This is a genomic window from Croceicoccus estronivorus (assembly GCF_001625325.1).
GTDB classification, from domain to species: domain Bacteria; phylum Pseudomonadota; class Alphaproteobacteria; order Sphingomonadales; family Sphingomonadaceae; genus Caenibius; species Caenibius estronivorus.
Map to the genome: position 1 here is coordinate 93,009 of NZ_JRQQ01000004.1, position 15,376 is coordinate 108,384.

At 60.8% G+C, this 15,376-nt stretch carries 14 protein-coding genes; 6 read left to right on the forward strand and 8 right to left on the reverse strand.

Going from position 1 to position 15,376, the window contains the following annotated elements; all coding sequences use genetic code 11:
- The first annotated feature begins 74 nt into the window (after positions 1 to 74).
- The 3 genes from MB02_RS08040 to MB02_RS08050 all read left to right on the forward strand — a co-directional run bounded on the left by MB02_RS08040 (position 75) and on the right by MB02_RS08050 (position 4,788).
- Positions 75 to 2,306: a sensor domain-containing diguanylate cyclase gene (locus tag MB02_RS08040; RefSeq protein WP_206598581.1), complete on the forward strand. Its 2,232-nt coding sequence runs from the start codon at positions 75 to 77 to the stop codon at positions 2,304 to 2,306.
- Positions 2,307 to 2,514: 208 nt separating this feature from the next.
- Positions 2,515 to 3,780 carry a glycosyltransferase gene (locus tag MB02_RS08045; protein WP_206598582.1) on the forward strand — a complete coding sequence of 422 codons (1,266 nt, stop codon included), beginning with the start codon at positions 2,515 to 2,517 and terminating at the stop codon, positions 3,778 to 3,780.
- A 3-nt stretch (positions 3,781 to 3,783) separates the two neighbouring features.
- Positions 3,784 to 4,788: a galactose-1-phosphate uridylyltransferase gene (locus MB02_RS08050; RefSeq protein WP_082826068.1), complete on the forward strand. Its 1,005-nt coding sequence runs from the start codon at positions 3,784 to 3,786 to the stop codon at positions 4,786 to 4,788.
- Between the two features lie 12 nt (positions 4,789 to 4,800).
- Here MB02_RS08050 and MB02_RS17675 read toward each other — a convergent pair whose 3' ends face one another.
- The 6 genes from MB02_RS17675 to MB02_RS08075 all read right to left on the reverse strand — a co-directional run bounded on the left by MB02_RS17675 (position 4,801) and on the right by MB02_RS08075 (position 10,261).
- The gene (locus tag MB02_RS17675) at positions 4,801 to 4,947 is read right to left on the reverse strand and encodes a hypothetical protein (protein WP_156495457.1); all 147 of its coding nucleotides are present in this window, start codon (positions 4,945 to 4,947) and stop codon (positions 4,801 to 4,803) included.
- Positions 4,948 to 4,979: 32 nt separating this feature from the next.
- Entirely contained in the window at positions 4,980 to 5,276 is a 297-nt protein-coding gene (locus MB02_RS08055) for a hypothetical protein (RefSeq protein ID WP_067535310.1), read from the reverse strand.
- Between the two features lie 90 nt (positions 5,277 to 5,366).
- Positions 5,367 to 5,693 (reverse strand): ArsR/SmtB family transcription factor, encoded by a 327-nt coding sequence (locus MB02_RS08060; RefSeq protein WP_067535314.1) that lies wholly within the window; start codon positions 5,691 to 5,693, stop codon positions 5,367 to 5,369.
- On the reverse strand, positions 5,690 to 8,920 hold the full coding sequence (locus MB02_RS08065; RefSeq protein ID WP_067535317.1) for an efflux RND transporter permease subunit: 3,231 nt from the start codon (positions 8,918 to 8,920) through the stop codon (positions 5,690 to 5,692). Before MB02_RS08065 ends, MB02_RS08060 begins: the two co-directional genes overlap by 4 nt.
- A complete protein-coding gene (locus tag MB02_RS08070; RefSeq protein WP_067535320.1) occupies positions 8,917 to 9,903 on the reverse strand; it encodes an efflux RND transporter periplasmic adaptor subunit in 987 nt (328 codons plus the stop codon). Before MB02_RS08070 ends, MB02_RS08065 begins: the two co-directional genes overlap by 4 nt.
- A gap of 22 nt (positions 9,904 to 9,925) precedes the next feature.
- Complete coding sequence (locus MB02_RS08075; RefSeq protein ID WP_067535324.1) at positions 9,926 to 10,261, reverse strand: rhodanese-like domain-containing protein; 336 nt, start codon at positions 10,259 to 10,261, stop codon at positions 9,926 to 9,928.
- Between the two features lie 142 nt (positions 10,262 to 10,403).
- On the opposite strand from MB02_RS08075, the gene MB02_RS08080 reads away from it, so the two are divergent.
- Genes MB02_RS08080 through MB02_RS08090 form a run of 3 tightly spaced genes read left to right on the forward strand, consistent with a single transcriptional unit; the run spans position 10,404 to position 13,178 of the window.
- Positions 10,404 to 11,684: an NAD(P)/FAD-dependent oxidoreductase gene (locus tag MB02_RS08080; protein ID WP_067535327.1), complete on the forward strand. Its 1,281-nt coding sequence runs from the start codon at positions 10,404 to 10,406 to the stop codon at positions 11,682 to 11,684.
- Between the two features lie 12 nt (positions 11,685 to 11,696).
- On the forward strand, positions 11,697 to 11,900 hold the full coding sequence (locus MB02_RS08085; RefSeq protein ID WP_067535388.1) for a YgaP family membrane protein: 204 nt from the start codon (positions 11,697 to 11,699) through the stop codon (positions 11,898 to 11,900).
- A 12-nt stretch (positions 11,901 to 11,912) separates the two neighbouring features.
- A complete protein-coding gene (locus tag MB02_RS08090; RefSeq protein ID WP_067535336.1) occupies positions 11,913 to 13,178 on the forward strand; it encodes a TolC family protein in 1,266 nt (421 codons plus the stop codon).
- Here the strand turns inward: MB02_RS08090 and MB02_RS08095 are convergent.
- Both MB02_RS08095 and MB02_RS08100 read right to left on the reverse strand, forming a co-directional pair.
- Positions 13,169 to 14,857, reverse strand: coding sequence for a SulP family inorganic anion transporter (locus tag MB02_RS08095; protein ID WP_067535339.1), 1,689 nt, complete (start codon positions 14,855 to 14,857; stop codon positions 13,169 to 13,171). The two genes, MB02_RS08090 and MB02_RS08095, sit on opposite strands and share 10 nt — an antisense overlap.
- A 5-nt stretch (positions 14,858 to 14,862) precedes the next feature.
- A complete protein-coding gene (locus tag MB02_RS08100; RefSeq protein ID WP_067535342.1) occupies positions 14,863 to 15,183 on the reverse strand; it encodes a helix-turn-helix domain-containing protein in 321 nt (106 codons plus the stop codon).
- Positions 15,184 to 15,376 lie beyond the last annotated feature (193 nt).

Sequence of the window (15,376 nt, forward strand, 5' to 3'; positions counted from 1 at the left end):
TTACCTTCGCACGATAGTCTGCATCCGGCCCAAACGAACAAGGCCGCGTTCATGGCTGACAGGCAGTTGCATGGATGCGGTCCGAAGGGGATGCCATGGCTGCTTTCCTCAACGACCAGCTTGATTTCATTTTTTTCTTCTACGGGCTGGCGTTCATTCTGCTCGGCGCGACATGCTGGTTCGCGACCAGCAAGGGCGCGGGCCGGGCATGGGCCATTCTCGGAGGCTTCGGCTTCCTGCACGGCTTGAGCGAATGGCTCGACCTTACGGCGCTTATTATCGGAGATTCCGCCGCATTCGCCGCTGCGCGAATGGCGGTCATGACCGCCTCTTATTTCCTGTTACTGGATTTCGCACGGATCGAAGCGATCCGGTTGGGGATGAAGCTGCCCGGGCGGTGGATCTATGTCATTCTGGCGTTGGCGATCGCTCTGGTCGCTGTCGCGCAGGGGGCGACAACCGGCGGGATCATCGCGCGGTACACAATCGGTTTCGTCGGGGCGGCAGGTGCGGGATGCGTATTGGCATGGCAGGCCCGGCGTTTTTCCGGTGCGGCAAAAGGTTTTGCTTTGTCCGCATCGGCTGGTTTCATCCTCTACGCTATCGCAGCGGGGCTTATCGTCCCTGTGGGGCAGTTCTGGCCAGCCAATGTCCTGAATTACGCCGCCTTCACCGATGCGGCTCAGATGCCGATCCAGCTGGTACGGGGACTGCTCGCGTGCTGGATTTCCTTCTCCGTCTGGGCGGTTTGGAGCCAGCGGGTGGCCTCGGACATCGCGTCGCCGCGCTACACCGCATACGTCAACGAACAATTCACCTGGACGCTGGTCATCATGGGGGCGATCCTGGTGTCCGGCTGGACCCTGACCCAGTACCTTGGCGGGATATATCGGGACAATGTGGAACGAGAGGCCCGCACTGACATCGACATGCTGGCCAGCCGCCTTACCGGAGACGTCTCCACAGTCGAAGCCATGGTTCAGTCTCTGGCGGGCTCTCCTTCCATCCTGCCCCTGCTGAGCCAAGGCGGCGCGGTGCAGCGTCAACAGGGACAGTCGATGCTGGATCTCGATGTCGAGGCGTCGGGCGCTGAACTGGGGCATATTCTCGACCGTACGGGAAAAGTTGTTGCGTCGTCTTCCCGCCGGGAAGTCTTGCCGGGGGCGGAACGTTTCGGTTCAACGCCAGATTTTCTTGCCGCTATGGCGGGCAAGCCTGCCGGAAGCTTTTCCTGTGCCCCCGCATTGGAGGCGTGTGATTATTCCGCCAGCTATCCGATCCAGGACAGCGCTGGAGAAGTCGTGGGCGTGGCGGTCCTGGCCCGGTCGTTGGCATCTTTCGAGGCGGACCTGAGGGGATTTGAACGGCCCTATTTCTTCATCGATCCGGATGGCGTGATCGAGATGACCAATCGCCCGGAAGCATTGCACCGTACCTTGTGGCCGTTGTCCGCGGAACGGAAGCAGGCACTCGTGAACCGCCTGAACCAGTCGAACAACCGGCCAATGATGGACCTGCCTATCGTCGATGCCAGCTGGATGACGGTTGATGGAGAACGCAGCTACGTTCGCCGCCGGTTTGTCGACGACAGCGGCTGGTCGCTGGTCATTCTCAAACCTCCCCATCAGATCTTTGCAACGCGCCTTCTGGGGATCGTGATCACTCTGCTGGTGACGATCATGGCGCTGATCTACCTCATGGGCAGAGCCCGCCGGGTGCATGACGAAGTCCAGCGGGACAATCGGCTGCAATTGCAGGAGCTCGCGCAGGATCTCGGCGTCAAGGCCACCACCGATGCGCTGACCGGCCTGCATAACCGGCTGAAGCTCGAAACCGTGATGGGCAATGAGATCCAGCGGGCGGAACGCTACGACACGCCGCTGACGATCATCATGTTCGACATCGATCATTTCAAGGCGGTCAACGACACGTTCGGGCACTCCGCAGGTGATGAGGCACTGGTGCGGCTATCCGGCTTCGTCTCCGGTTTCATCCGTAGCAGCGATCTGCTGGTGCGTTGGGGCGGCGAGGAGTTTCTCATTCTCATGCCCGGTGTGGATGGGATGATGGGGTGTCAGGCCGCTGAAAAGTGCCGCGAGGCGATCGAGCATTTGCAGCTGGGGCAGGCGGGGACGGTAACGTGCAGTTTCGGCGTCGCGCAGTATGCGCCGGGTGAAACGGGTGCCCAATTCATGGCCCGGGCTGACGCGGCACTTTATCGGGCAAAGACGGGAGGTCGCAATCAGGTCAGACTGGCGCCTGCGCCTGGCGGCCCAGAGAAAGGCCGGCAAGCGTTTGCTGCCTGACGGCTCAGCGATGCCCCATGGCTTTGCCGGGGCTTGCAAGCCGCTGTTCCCGGCATGGCTTGCTTCCCCTTGCCGGGCGCCTCTAGTCTGCATGACCCGCGACCGGTCCGGAATTGGCGCGATTGTCAGACCGTTTCCGGATTTTTGACGGCTGCCGTGGAGGGGCAGGCCATCGTGATGTGATTCCCAAGGAGGAGGCCTGAAACGAATGGATATGCTATCGACGGATTCGATCCCTTATTCTCTGCCGACAGTTGAAAGTTATGAACCGCTGATTGGCGGGGAAACTGTCGAAAGGATCCTGGCCAAGGCGGAGCGGTTGCACGACCTGCACGTCGTCAACGTGAACTCGACCTATTATGGCGGCGGTGTTGCGGAAATCCTCGGTTCGCTGACACTCCTGATGAATGGCGCCGGCATACGCTCCGGATGGCGGGTGCTTCAGGGGCGCCCAGATTTCTTCAGCATCACCAAGAAGATGCACAATGCGTTGCAGGGTGGCGAAATCAACCTGAGCGATATGAAGCAGGACGTTTACGAGGAAGTCGTTTACGAAAACGCCGCCCGGATGCATCTCGATCACGACCTTGTCGTGGTGCACGATCCACAACCTCTCCCCCTGATCGATTATTTCAGGAAGAAGTCGCCGTGGGTGTGGCGCTGCCATATCGACCTGACCCAGCCGGATCCCGGCCTGTGGGATTACTTGTGTGGTTTTATCGAGCGTTATGATGCGGTCGTCCTTTCACTGCCCGAATATGCTCAGGAAATTTCTCCGCCCCAGCGGTTCATCATGCCTGCGATCAATCCGTTTTCGACAACCAACAAGGGGTTGTCGGACGAAGAAATCGACGAACGGCTGAGCAATTACGGGATTCCGGATGATCTGCCGCTGGTGGTGCAAGTCTCGCGCTTCGACAAGTGGAAGGACCCGCAAGGCGTGATCGAGGCGTTCCGCATCGCGCGCAAGGAAGTGGATGCCACGCTGGTGCTGGTCGGAAACATTGCGACCGACGATCCCGAGGGCCAGGAAATATTTGAATCGCTTTGCCAGTGCAGGGAAGAACGGATCCACATCCTTTCGGTTCAGGATTCCGCCCTGGTCAATGCGTTGCAGCGCAGGGCCGCAGTTGTTCTGCAAAAGTCGATCAGGGAAGGATTCGGGCTGACCGTTACCGAAGCGATGTGGAAGGGAACAGTCGTTATCGGCGGCAATGTCGGAGGGATCAGGCACCAGATCGAAGACAATGTGAATGGGTTTCTGGTCGATAGCGTCGAAGAGGCCGCGAGCCAGATCGTGCGGGTGCTCAAGGATCATGATCTGCGGGCGAGAATAGGGCGCGAAGCGCGTGAAACCGTCCGCTCACGCTTTCTGATGACGCGCCTGATGGAAGACTGGCTGGATTTGTTCGGTGCCTTCGAACCGCATTTCAGCCTGACCGGCAAGACTGGCCATCCGGGTTGGGGGCGCTGACGCGTGAGTGAATTCAGGCAGGATCCTCTCAGTGGTCTGTGGTCTGTCATCGCACCGGGAAGGGCCCGCCGGCCCCACGAGATTGACGAAACGGAAACAGCGGTTGTTGCTCATGAGGGCAAGCCGGAGTTCGATCCGGATTGCCCGTTCTGCCCTGGTAACGAGCATATGCTCCCGCCCATGGTGGAAGAACGCGAGGGTGACGAGGCACCTGGATGGTTCACGCGGGTGGTGCCGAACAAATACCCGATCCTGTCTGGGGCAGGCGGAGAGTTGCCTGCTGATTGCCTGACAAGCGGCTATGGACGCCATGAAGTGATTATCGAGACGCCAAGGCATGACGCCGATCTGCCTGATCTCGATCCGGCCGGAATGCAGGCAATCGTCGATACCTGGCGCGCCCGGTTTACGGCAGTGTCGGCAATGCCGGGTATCGAGGCGGTCGCGCTGTTCCGCAATCGCGGGAAAGGGGCCGGGGCATCCGTGGCACATTCTCATTCGCAACTGGTCGGCATGCCATTCACGCCGCCATTGCTGGCAGAGGGGCTGGAACGGGCGCTCGCGCATTATCAGGAGCATCGCCGCTGTTTGACATGCGAATATCTGGAACGGGAACTGACGGCAGGTGACCGGGTGGTCGAAATGGGCGGCACGTTCGCCATGCTCGTCCCGCTCGCAGCGCGTGGCCCGTTGGAACAATGGATCGTGCCGATCCGTCATTCACCGGATTTTGCGCAAGGAAGCGAAGACGAGAGAAACGTGCTTGGTGGTGTGATTCAGCGCGCGATCCGGCGGTTGCGCAAAGTCGTGGGCGATGCAGCCTACAATATGGTCGTGGAACCGGGATCATCCGATCCGGCCCATCGCCCTGCCGCACACTGGAAGATACGGCTGGTGCCTGACCTTCTCACCCCGGGTGGGTTTGAATTGCTATCGGGCCTGGCAGTCGTGCCGAGTTCGCCTGAAAGCGATGCAGAAAGCCTGCGTGGTGTGAATCCTGCGGCCTGAGGCCCGCCGCCATTACCAGCCGTCATGCCCACTGGTGGCATAGCTGGATTCCTTGTTTGCGGTTCCCAGCGCACTGTTTTTCAATTTGGTCAGGCCGTCACCTGCGAACCAGATGATTATGACCACGACTGAGAGGAGCAAGAGCACTTTCCTGAACATCGCATTGCCCTCCGATCCCTGGCTTGGGTCTGCTATTCGGCAAGGTGAACGAACGCGGCGAAATGTTGGACGATTGCCGGGTGAAGCGGCGGCACCAGTCTAACGCAGGCCGTGCCTTGTTCCGTCGAATGCACGTCGGCTGTGAAAGGGCCAATCGTGCTGAATGACAGATCCACGCGGTCACCGGCATGCAGGTCGAGGTTCTCGCCAGACAGTCGGCATTCGTCGGCAGAAAGCCGCGAAACGAAAACCTGCCGGTCCGAATGCCCCCGACGATGGATAGCGCCTGGTAATTCGAGGCCGAACAGTGGCGCGTGTCCGTGATCCATCCCATTTCTCCCTCCAATGGTATGGACGGGGAAGCTGCACCCATATGGCTAAAATAGCGTTACTAAAGCCGAATGAAGCGGGCGGGATGCTCAGCCTTCCGGCGCTTGCTCGCAGCCATCTCCGCACAGCTCGCACAAAGCATGGATGATCGCGCTCACGATCGGATCCTTGAGGCGATAATATCGCGTTTGCGCCTCTCCCCGGATACTGACGACGCCTTCTTCCCGCAGCATGGCAAGATGTTGCGATACCGCGGATTGAGAGAGGCCGGACAGTGCGACCAGTTCGCTGACAGATGCCTCGCCTTCGTCGAGCCGGCACAGCATGAGCAACCGCTCCGGATGGCTCATGATTTTTAGCCGTGCCGCCATACTGGTGGCGTTGGCCTTGAGTTCAGAGAGGTCGGTGGGCTTCATTGCGGCGCTTCCGGTAGAGGTTTTCCGTCATCGCGCAAGACCACGTAGATCGCCGGAATGACCAGAACGGTCAGCAGAGTGGAGGAAGCAAGGCCGAACAGCAGGGAAATTGCCAGGCCCTGAAAGATCGGATCGGTCAGAATCACGGCTGCGCCGATCATGGCCGCGGCAGCGGTCAGCACGATGGGCTTGAACCGGATCATGCCTGCTTCAAGCAAGGTTTCGCGCAGGGATTTGTCCGGAGACCGGGCATGCCTGATGAAATCGACCAGCAGGATGGAATTGCGCACGATAATCCCGGCAAGAGCAATGAAGCCGATCATCGAGGTGGCGGTAAACGGGGCCTGGAACAGCATATGGCCCAGCACGATCCCCACCAGCGTCAAGGGAATAGGGGTGAGGATGACGAGCGGAATCTTGAAATTGCCGAACTGTCCGACGACCAGAACGTAAATGGCAAGCAGGGCGACCATGAAGGCGCCGCCCATATCGCGGAACGTCACCCAGGTGATTTCCCATTCGCCGTCCCACAGGATCGAGGGATGGCTTTCGTCGTCCGGCTGGCCGTGCAGGATCACTTCGGGTTCGCTCAGGCCATGGGCTTTCCAGTCGTATTTGCCGATAGCATCGTCGACTGCCAACATGCCGTAGATCGGCGCTTCGTAGCGTCCGGCAAGGTCGGCCATGACCATGGCTGCACCCCGTCCATCCCGCCGGAAGATCGTCTGCCCGCCGGGCTGGACCGAAGCATCCACCAATTCGCCCAGAGGCAGGAGCTGCCCGCCCGGGGCGACCGCGACCGGCGTTGCGGCCAGTGAGGCCGACCAGCTCCGTTGCGACTGGTCGAGCGCCATTTCGATCGGCAAGGGATCGCGTTCTCCGCCGCGTGGAGCATAGCCGATGGTCTGGTTGCCCAGCAACGTGCCGATGCTGTCGAATACCTGCCTTTCGGAAAGACCGTAATGATCGAGACGCGCCCGATCCGGCACGATCCGTAGCGTTGGGCGGGGATCGCCGAAACTGTTGTCGGTATCGACAATGAACGGCACGGACTTGAAGATCTTTTCGACCTCGATGGCGACTGCACGCCGGGTGCCCTCGTCCGGGCCATAGATTTCCGCGAGCAATGTCGCCAGTACCGGGGGGCCGGGCGGCGTTTCGACGACCTTGATCGATCCGCCCTGCGGCAAGGGAACCGCCTTCAGCTTTTCGCGAAGATCGACAGCGATTTCATGGCTTGATCGTGAACGATCGCCCTTGGGCTCCAGCGTGACCATCAGATCGCCCATTTCAGGCTCTGCCCGCAGGAAGTAATGGCGCACCAGGCCGTTGAAATTGAACGGCGCCGAAGTCCCGGCGTAGGCTTCCATCGCGACAACTTCGGGTACCTGCCGCGTCATGGCTGCAGCCTGCTCAAGCACGCGTGACGTTGCCTCCAGGCTGCTCCCTTCGGGCAGGTCGACCACCAGCTGGACTTCGCTCTTGTTGTCGAACGGCAGCAGCTTCACTGTCACGGCCTTGAAGTAAAACATGGAGCAGGCGACCAGAGTTGCCACGCCGACACCGATCAGGAATTTCTTCGCGCTGGAACGGGTGGCGATCACGCGGCTGGCATAGCGGGCATAGAGTTGCCCCAGCTTGCCGCCATGGGCGCCTTCGTGTTCGTGCCCGGCCAGCGTAGTGCGTGCGAAGCGGACCATCAGCCACGGTGCGATGATGACGGCGACGAAGAAGGAAAAGATCATCGCGGCAGACGCATTGATCGGAATGGGTGCCATGTAGGGGCCCATCAGCCCGGAGACGAACAGCATCGGCAACAAGGCGGCTACCACTGTCAAAGTGGCGATGATGGTCGGATTGCCCACTTCGGCGACGGCATCGACGGCTGCTTCTATCCGCGTGCGGTCGTCTTTCATTGCCCAATGCCGGGCAATGTTCTCGATCATAACGATAGCATCGTCGACAAGGATACCGATGGAGAAGATCAGCGCAAACAGGCTGACGCGATTGATGGTGAACCCCATCACCCGGCTGGCGAACATTGTCAGCATGATGGTGGTGGGAATGACGATGGCGGTGACGCCTGCTTCCCGCCAGCCGATGGCGAAGCCGATCAGGATGACGATGGACACGGTTGCCAGGGCGAGATGGAAGATCAGCTCGTTGGCTTTTTCGTTCGCACTTTCACCGTAATTCCGGGTGACGGAAACGGCGATGGATTCCGGAATCAGCTTGCCCTTGAGCATTTCGACCCGGTCGACCACGCCTTCGGAAACGGTCACGGCATTGGCGCCGGCACGTTTGGCGATGGCGAGGGAAACGGCTGGCGTCATGGCCCAACCGGGCTTTGCGTCCGTGCCGGTTTCGACCTTTGCCCAGCGCCATGAACGCGCCTGATCCTGCGTTGGCGCTTGTTCAACCCTGGCAACGTCGCGCAACAGCACAGGTGCGCCGGTCGCTGAGCGGACGGTCAGGTTCCCCAGTTCTTCCGCGCTTTTCAGAGTCTGTCCGGCAGTTACCGAGACGGCCTGGCCACCTTCGCGCACGCGGCCTGCGGGAAACGAGCGGTTGGCCTGAGTGACGGCCTCGATCACATTGCCCAAGGGCACGCGATGGGCGGCCAGCCTGGCGGGGTCGGGCACAACCCGCAAGGCTTCCCGCTGTCCTCCGGTGATGAAGGTCAGGCCGACATCGTCGACTTTCGCGATTTCGGTTCTGAGCTTGCCGGCCAGTTCGTATAACGCCTGATCGTTCCAGTTACCGGGAGCACCGGGTTTGGGCGCCAATGTGAGGACGACGATCGGCACATCGTTGATCCCGCGCACAGTCACTTGCGGTGGGGGGATGCCCACCGGAATGCGGTCGATATTGGCGTTGATCTTCTCGTCGATGCGGGTAGCTGCATCTTCCGGGTCCGAACCGACCAGAAAGCGGGCTGTCACCATGACGCCATTGTCTTGGGCCTGCGTATAGACGTGCTCGACGCCATCGACGCTCTTGACGATTGTTTCCAGCGGCTTGGCCACCAGTTCCACTGCGTCTGACGCTCCCAGACCGGGCGCGGCGACGCGAATGTCGACCATCGGCACCTTGATCTGGGGTTCTTCCTCGCGCGGGATCGTGATCGTGGCGATCAGCCCGACCATGATCGCGGCGAGCAGGAACAGAGGTGTCAGCGGCGACTGGATTGTCGCGCGCGTCAGCTTGCCGGAAATGCCGAGGCTCATTTGCCGGCGGCTCCGGCTTTCTGGCTGACGAGGGTATCGCCCGCTGCCGCGCCCGAGAGTATCTCGATCTTGCCGGGCTCAGCCACCGGGGCCGTTTGCACGGGGACCTGGGCTGCCGAGCCATCCTTGGCCAGAATTGTCACATAATCAATGCCGTATCGGCTCATCACATAACTTTCAGGCACCAGCAGGGCCTTACGGGTGCCGGTTTCCACTCTGGCGGCAACCCGGCGCCCGATCAGCTGATTGTCGATTCCCGGCATTGTGACGTCGGCAGTGACCTGACCGGCAGACACCGAAGGGTAAAGCCTGGTCACAGTGCCCGTCGCGGAGCCCTCACCAATACCCTCAGCGGTAACACGTGATCCCACATGCACCTTGGTGGACAGGGATTCCGGCATTTCCAGTCTGACGATTGTCGGCCCTGCAGTGATGACGGCAATAGCCATTCCCGGCGCGACGGGGGCCCCGGCGGGAATATCGGCACGCAACACGCGGCCCGAAGCCGGGGCGACGACCGCGCCTTGCCTGGCAACCGCGCTTGCCGCTGCATGTTGCGCGCGGGCAGAGGCTGCCATGGCTTCCGCCTGTTCCAGCCGGGCATCGGCATAAACACCGTTCTTGTGCAGGAAGCGCACCCTCGCCAGTTCAGCCTGCGCCTGTACCGCCTGCGCCTTGTAGGCTTCGGCCTGGAAGCCGAGTTGGCTGTCGACGATCCGGCCGATCGTCTGGCCCTTTTTCACCACGTCGCCTTCACGGACGGAAAGCGTGGTGAGAATGCCTGGAATACGTGCGAGGACCTGAGCCTGATCGACAGTGGTGGTTTCCGCGCTGACATCCTGCCAACTGGCCGTATCGGTCGGTTGGAGAACCAGTTTCGGGCCGGTGGGCGCGCTGGCTGCCGTGGTGGCTTCGTCGCCGTTCCCACATGCTGCCAGCGGCACGGCCAGCAACAGTGTCAGGGCGCTGATCGATGCCCTCATTGCCCTCCTCCCCCTCGTTGTATCAGCGTTCGACGGGCAGGCGAGCGGCCTGCCAGGCGTTGAAACCCCCGGCAAGGTGCGTATCGACATTGGCCTTTGCGATACCGCACTTGTCCAGCGCCATTCCCGATCGCTTGCCGCCGAGGCAATTGAGTACGAGTTGGCGGCCTTGAGGATCAGGCAGTTCATCCGGCGAAAAACGCGATAGCGGCAGATTGACCGCACCCGGGATATGCCCTGCGGCGAATTCGTCCGGTTCGCGCACGTCAACGACCAGCGCACTCCCGTCGCGCAGCATCGCGTCGAGTTCCTGCGCATTGATTTCCTGATGCTTCGATTTGCCAAACCCGAAAACCATCTTGCCATCTCCTTAGCGGCAATCTGCCAACATTATCTCTTGTTTATATTCTGTGATACTTATATAAGTCAAGAACGATGTAACCCGATGTACAGTTGCCCCTCGGGTCGCTTCGAAGGGATGAGAAGGCGGGAGAGCTTATATGTCATTGCCTCAGATCATTGTCCTTGGCGCGGGCCTTGGCGGTACGATTGCAGCTTACGAACTCCGTGAAACGGTGAAAGGCCGGGCGGAAGTTACTGTTATCAACGACTCGGAAGATTACTGGTTCGTGCCATCGAATCCATGGGTTGCTGTCCGCTGGCGCACAGCCGATGCGATCAAGGTGCATCTCCCGCCGATCATGAAGAAAAAGGGCATCGGATTTACCGCCATAGGGGCGAAGCGGGTTCATCCCAAAGAAAACAGAGTCGAACTGAACGATGGTACGTCGCTCTCATACGACTATCTTGTCATTGCAACCGGCCCGGATCTCGCCTTCGACGAGATCGAGGGACTCGGCCCGGACGGCTATACGCAATCCGTGTGCAAGACCGATCATGCGGTTGCCGCAGCCGATGCTTTCGAAGAACTGACGAAGGATCCCCGGCCGATTGTGGTCGGCGCGGCGCAAGGGGCCTCCTGTTATGGCCCGGCATATGAGTTCGCGCTGATCCTCGATACGGAACTGCGCCGTCGCAAGATCCGCGACAAGGTGCCGATGACGTTCGTCACCGCAGAACCTTACATCGGCCATCTCGGCCTTGATGGCGTGGGCGACACCAAGGGGCTGCTCGAAAGTGAAATGCGTGATCGGCACATCAAATGGATCACCAATGCTAGGATTCCCAAGGTCGAAGACGGCATGATGCATGTCGAGGAAGTGGCGGACGACGGATCGGTCAAGGCGACCCACGATTTGCCCTTTGGCTTTTCCATGATCCTCCCGGCATTCCGCGGAGTGGAAGCCGTGCGAGGGATAGAAGGGCTGGTCAATCCCCGCGGCTTCATCCTCGCTGACAAGAATCAGCGGAACCCGGCCTTCAAGAACGTCTATTCACTGGGTGTCTGTGTCGCCATTCCGCCGGTCGGCCCGACCCCGGTTCCGGTGGGTGTGCCGAAGACCGGCTTCATGATTGAATCGATGGTGACGGCCATCGCCAAGAACATCGGCAGTGAACTCGATGGGCTGGAGCCGACGGCGGAGGCGACATGGAACGCGGTATGCCTGGCCGACTTCGGTGATGGCGGTGTCGCCTTCGTAGCAGAACCGCAGATCCCCCCGCGTAACCGCAACTGGTCATCGAGCGGGAAATGGGTTCATCTGGCCAAGATCGGGTTTGAGAAATACTTTCTGCGCAAGGTGCGCAAGGGGGAGAGTGAGCCCTTCTATGAAAAGCTCATGCTCCATGTCCTTGGCATCCGCAAACTCCGCTTCGACTAGGAGACCATGGTCATGACTCTCGATGCTGCTGTCCTCCGTTTTGCCGGGTGTGTCGTCCTCGTCAGTGTGCTGCTGTCGATTTATGTCCACCCCTGGTGGATCGCCCTGACGATTTTTGCCGGGCTCAACATGATTCAGGCCAGCTTTACCGGATTCTGCCCGGCGGCCGCAGTATTCAAGAAGCTGGGCATCCGGCCCGGCAACGCTTTCGACTGAAGCGAGTTGCCCATGCGTCGTCTGATTCTCGCTCTTTTGCCTTTGCCATGTCTCGCTGTCGCGCCCGTGGCTGCAGCACAGGACTTGTCCGCTGCAATTGCCGATGCGCTTGAAAATGCGCCTGTGCTGGCAGAGGCTGACGCGGGAGAGAGGGCCGCGAGGGCCCGGCTGGATCGCGCCCGGGCAGAGCGTAATCCTCTCTTGCGGGTGGAGGGCTCCGTCGCCACGGGCAGGATCGACAACGACGGGTTCTTCGGGATTACTGCGGATGACGTGCGCCCGGTCTCCGTTCAGGCGACCACAGAAATGCCGCTGTTTGCCGGAGGTCGGATATCTTCTGCCATCGACCAGGCGAAGGGCGGGGCGGAGATTGCCAAGCTGCAGGCGGAGCAGGCCCGGCTGCAAACCATTGTCCAGGCGGTGCGCGCCTATGCGGAAACATTGACTGCGCGGAAGCTCGAAACGCGTTTTGGGCGTCTGGTCACGGAACTGACGGAAACCGAGCGGCAGGCGGAACTGCGCTATAGGGTAGGCGAAATTCCGAGCTCGGAACTGGCACAGGCGCGTGCACGCAAGGCAGAGGCGGACGCGGGGCTGGCCTCCGCACAGGGACGGCGGATTTCTGCGGAGGCGGCCTACCAGCGGCTGACGGGTAAGCCCGCCGGCGATCTGGCCCCTTTGCCGGACTTGCCGGAAACGCCCGCATCGCTGGATGAAGCGCTCGATCTGGCGCGCAATGCCAATCCGGCGCTGGGTCAGGCAAGGGAAGCGATCAATGTCGCCCGCGCAGGCGTTCGCGCCGCAGAGGCCGAAGGGCTGCCGACGGTCGGGGTCTTTGCCGAAGCGTCCCATGTGCGGGATCAGTTCTTTCCCGATTATCGGGCGGATTCCTTTTCGGTTGGCGTGCGTGGTCGCTGGACGCTCTGGGCCGGAGGCCGGGTCGCAGCCCAGACGCGTGCGGCAGATGCCGATCTGAGTGCCACTGAGGCACGGTTGAGGCAGGCCGATCAAATGCTGGAAGGCATGGTCATCGACGCCTGGCAGGGCCTGATTACGGCCCGCCGCATGGCCGATGCATCGCTGTTACGGCGTGACGCGGCAGCGGAAGCGTTACGGGGAACGCGGCTGGAAGCGCAAGTAGGCGCGAAACCGACTTTGGCCGTGCTCGATGCGGAGCGTGAGGCCATCGAAGCCGAAGCCGCCTTGCTGGAGGCAGAGAGCATGCGGACCGTAGCCGCATGGCGCCTGAATGCCCTGACCGGGGAGGCTTACCCTTGAGCCGGATTATCGGCGGATTGCTGCTTCCCTGCACAGGTTTCCGCAAGAGCGACGGCTGCCTCGAAATTCGGTGCGAAGTGGAGCCCTTCGGTTGAAGGGGTGATGTCTGCCCTGGCCAGCATCGCCGTGGGTTGCGGCTGCAGCGAGGAGAAAATGATCTGCGTACCTGCGCGCCTTGCCTGTGCGACGAATTCTTCGATCATCGACACACCGCTCGCATCAAGCATGGGAACCAGCCGCATGCGCAGAATCACGACGCTCGGCTTCTGTCCCATGCGGCGCAGGGTATCCAGCAATTCCCCGGCAACGCCGAAAAACACCGGGCCACTTATGCGGAACACTTCCACGCCGGGCGGGAGTTCCTTCCGCTGGGCCAGGTCGTCGCTATCCAGTTCGGTGTCGGGTTTCAGACTCTCGCCGGTTTCGAGCGCGACGGTCTCGCTCATGCGGGCCATGAACAGCAACGAAGCGACAGTGACGCCGACGCCGATGGCGACGGTCAGGTCGACCAGCACGGTGAGCCCGAATGTCAGCAGCAACACGACCCGGTCGCTGTTTGGCATGCGGAGCAGGGCGATGAAGCGGTCGATCTCGCTCATGCCCCATGCGACCATAAACAGGATTGCAGCGAGGGCGGCCATCGGTACGAGGACCATCAACTGCGCTGCGAAAAGCAGGAACAACAACAGGAAAACCGCATGCATCATGCCCGCGACGGGCGTGCGCGCACCGGCACGGATGTTGGTTGCGGTACGAGCAATGGCGCCGGTGGCCGGCAGCCCGCCAAACATGGCAGACGCAATATTGGCTACACCCTGTCCGACCAGTTCCTGATTGGGCCGATGCCGCGTTCCCGCCATACCGTCGGCGACAACTGCCGAGAGCAAGGCCTCGATTCCCGCAAGGAATGCGATGGTGAAGGCGGACGGTACCACTTCGCCAACCTTGGCGAGGGAAAAGTCGGGGAACGAAGGAGCGGGAATGCCGACAGACAGATCGGCATAACGCGATCCGATGGTCGCGACCGGCAGATGGAAGATTGCGACGGCGGCAGAGGTGCAGACGATCGCGATCAGGAAGCCGGGCAGCCTGGGGGCGAGCTTGCGCAGCACGATGATGAGAGCCAGCGAGGCCAGCCCAACCCCCAGCGTAGCCGGGTCAATCGATCCGATTGCCTTGAAATAGGCGCCCCACTTCGGGAGGAAGTCGGCTGGGACTTCGCCGATTGCAAGCCCGAGGAAATCCTTGACCTGAGAGGTGGCGATGATGACGGCGATACCTGCCGTAAAGCCAGTGACGACGGGGTGCGGAATGAATCGGATCAGCCTTCCCAGTCTGAGAACGCCGGTTGCGATGAGGATCAGGCCGGCCAGAAATGTGGCGATCAGCAGCCCGTCATAGCCATGGGTTGCGATGACATTGAATACGACGACCACAAATGCGCCGGTCGGCCCGCCAACCTGGACCCGGGACCCGCCGAGGGCCGAAATCAGGAGCCCGGCGACCACGGCGGTAATCAAGCCCTTGTCCGGCGAGGCCCCGCTGGCGATTGCAAGGGCCATCGAAAGAGGCAGTGCAACGATCGCGACGGTCAGGCCGGCAACGGCATCCGTGCGGAAAGTCGAAAAATCGTAGCCTTCCTTCCACACTGTCCAGAGTTTGGGAGTCAGGCTGAGCATGGTGGTCAGCCCTGCCGTTCTTCTGGATCAGCCTTGTCGAACAGGAGCGATCCAGCCCGTTGCGACTTGCGGCCGTTGGCGGTTTCCCGAAGGCGGACACCGCGGCCAAAACCGCCGCTGGCCGCGTTTTCGCCGATGATTTCGATCCCGGCACTTTCCAGTGCGGCGATTACCTTCACCAGTGTGTCCACGACTCCGCGCACCTGGCCGTTGGAAGCTTCCATGCGCTGGATCGTTGGCAGGGAAAGGCCTGCCAGCTCCGCCAGTTGGCGTTGGTCTACCCCCAGGAGGGCTCTTGCCGCACGCATCTGCTGTGAAGTGATCACACGTTCATCCTGATATATAAAACATCAAATTAGATTATTATCAATCTCTCCTTATTATGTATATAGGGAACCTCAATTTCAGAGACAGGAAATTGGATTCCGTACCTGAATTGAAACTGGGTCGGGGTGTCGCATTGTATGCGGCGCTCCCTGTTGGATTTCTCTGGAGAAGACGTTGACAGTTTCGCTTTCG